This is a genomic window from Bacillus sp. AFS023182 (assembly GCF_002560575.1).
Lineage (GTDB): Bacteria > Bacillota > Bacilli > Bacillales > Bacillaceae_G > Bacillus_A > Bacillus_A arachidis.
In genome coordinates this window covers 1-221 of the sequence record NZ_NTRO01000186.1, presented here as the reverse complement: position 1 = coordinate 221, position 221 = coordinate 1, and the positions used below count along the sequence as shown (strand labels likewise).

General features: G+C 52.0%; 2 tRNA genes. Both read left to right on the top strand.

The window, feature by feature from the left end:
* Positions 1-28 precede the first annotated feature (28 nt).
* A tRNA-Asn gene (locus CN288_RS28125) sits at positions 29-103 on the top strand.
* A 4-nt stretch (positions 104-107) separates the two neighbouring features.
* Positions 108-180 (top strand) — tRNA-Thr (locus tag CN288_RS28120).
* Positions 181-221 lie beyond the last annotated feature (41 nt).

Below are 221 nucleotides of genomic sequence, written 5' to 3'. Positions count from 1 at the left end.
GAGTAGGACGTTGCCAGGCTGATATTATTCCGCAGTAGCTCAGTGGTAGAGCTATCGGCTGTTAACCGATCGGTCGTAGGTTCGAGTCCTACCTGCGGAGCCATTATGCTTCCATAGCTCAGCTGGTAGAGCACTTCCATGGTAAGGAAGAGGTCACCGGTTCAAGCCCGGTTGGAAGCTTGCGAACAGTATTACAACTTTTTGGCCCGTTGGTCAAGTGG